We start from the raw sequence: 2,058 nt of genomic DNA, 5'->3' as shown, positions 1-2,058 counted from the left end.
CCCATCATCACCCGCTTGGCATGACCTGGGTACTGTTTTTTCATACTGACCACAGCCATCCGATAAGAACACCCTTCGGGGGGCAAATAGAAGTCGATAATTTCTGGAAATTGCTTTTGTAATATCGGTACAAATACTTCATTCAGGGCAACACCGAGTATGGCAGGTTCATCTGGCGGACGCCCGGTATAGGTGCTGTGGTAAATCGGATTCTGTCGCTGTGTAATTCGTTCGATTGTGAATACTGGAAAGCTATCCACTTCATTATAGTAACCGGTATGATCGCCATATGGCCCTTCCGGGGCCATATCATCAGGATAGATAAAACCTTCGAGTACAATTTCTGCGTTCGCTGGCACTTGTAGATCATTGCCAATACATTTCACCAATTCTGTTTTACTACCGCGAAGCAAGCCTGCAAACGCATATTCCGACAGCGTATCCGGTACGGGCGTGACGGCGCCCAGTATTGTGGCAGGATCACAGCCTAAAACCACACTGATAGGAAAGGGCTTACCCGGATAAGTTTGTTGCCACTCTTTAAAATCGAGTGCGCCACCTCGATGCGATAACCACCGCATGATGACCCGATTCTTACCAATGACTTGTTGACGATAAATGCCCAAGTTTTGCCGCTCTTTATGAGGGCCTTTTGTGACAACCAGTCCCCAGGTGATTAAAGGGGCGGCATCTTCAGGCCAACACAGCTGAATTGGATACTTGCTCAAATCAATGTCATCGCCTGCCAGCACCACTTCTTGGCAGGCTGCTTTTTTAACTAATTTGGGTGACATCGTCAGGACTTTTTTAAACACGGGGAGCTTCTCCCACGCATCCTTCATGCCCTTGGGTGGCTCAGGCTCTTTCAAAAAAGCCAGTAATTTACCGACTTCACGCAAGGCTTCGACAGAGTCTTCGCCCATCCCCATTGCTACACGTTTTGGCGTTCCAAACAAATTCAATAAAGCGGGTACGTCAGACCCTTTAGGATTTTCAAACAATAATGCCGGACCACCAGCACGTAACACGCGATCAGCAATTTCCGTCATTTCCAGAGCCGGATCGATCTCAGTTTTAATCCGTTTTAATTCACCCTGTTTTTCCAAGCCTTCGATAAAGTCACGTAAATCGGTGTATTTCATTCAACCACTCAGTTATGTCATCACTTAGGTTTGAATATTACTGGATAAGCAAGGCAGGCTAAAGCCATAATCCATAAGGCTGATGGTAAGAATATTGAGCTCATCCGTCTTATCGAGTCGATATTATTATTGAAGAACCCCTTTAACACAGACATTATGTCGACCAAGTTTCACTATATCGATACCAATCATGACCGAACCTTATCAATATCAGCCTCGACATGTTGAAAAGAATCCAGCAAAAGAATTTCGTTTTGGTGAGGGCAGAATAAGTTGTTATTTGTCTCTTACACTCAGCGTATTGAGCCTGCTAGCGGTGCTAGCTTACCTTTATCCATCCTATTTAACGACGGCTGAGCTGCGCCAAATTTATGATGCTGAGCAATTACAATTGCTATTGAAATATGCCATGTATTTTTCATTATTCTTCGCTGCATTGACGTTTGGTTTGAATAAAGGCAAGTACAAACTTTATGGCCTTGTCGCTATTTCATTGACCTTGATTGGGTTTGCTCTGGGTGGTTACAACATTCCGATTGGCCAGGTAGAGCCCAGAGAATTATCGTTGGGGGTCGATTGGTTAATTCTTGCCTTTCTAGGATCAGTCGTCATCTTCATGACACTGGAAAAGCTATTTCCCAAATATCGGGATCAAGTCATCACTCGTCCAGAGTGGGCGGTGGATATGTTCTACTTTTGTTTTAACCACCTCGCGATTTCGGCCATTCTTATTTTTGCAAATTATCATGCCAGCCATTTTGATTGGGCTGTTAGTGCCTCTATGCAATCCACCGTTCAAGCCATGCCAGTTTGGTTACAAGTCATACTGATTATTCTGGCAGCGGATTTTGTGTTGTACTGGGAGCATCGTGCCTATCATGAAGTAAAAACACTATGGCCTATTCATGCCGTTCAT

The 2,058-nt window shown here is 44.6% G+C and carries 2 protein-coding genes; one reads left to right on the top strand and one right to left on the bottom strand.

The window, feature by feature from the left end:
* Positions 1-1,142, bottom strand: a 1,142-nt coding sequence (locus B4K20_RS08305) for a UbiD family decarboxylase (protein WP_289282549.1), incomplete at its 3' end; no start/stop codon positions are given.
* A gap of 190 nt (positions 1,143-1,332) precedes the next feature.
* On the opposite strand from B4K20_RS08305, the gene B4K20_RS08300 reads away from it, so the two are divergent.
* Positions 1,333-2,058, top strand: a 726-nt coding sequence (locus tag B4K20_RS08300) for a sterol desaturase family protein (RefSeq protein ID WP_414683373.1), incomplete at its 3' end; no start/stop codon positions are given.

This window comes from Methylophaga sp. UBA5088, from assembly GCF_002414625.1.
Lineage (GTDB): Bacteria > Pseudomonadota > Gammaproteobacteria > Nitrosococcales > Methylophagaceae > Methylophaga > Methylophaga marina.
This window is presented reverse-complemented; position numbering and strand designations above follow the sequence as displayed.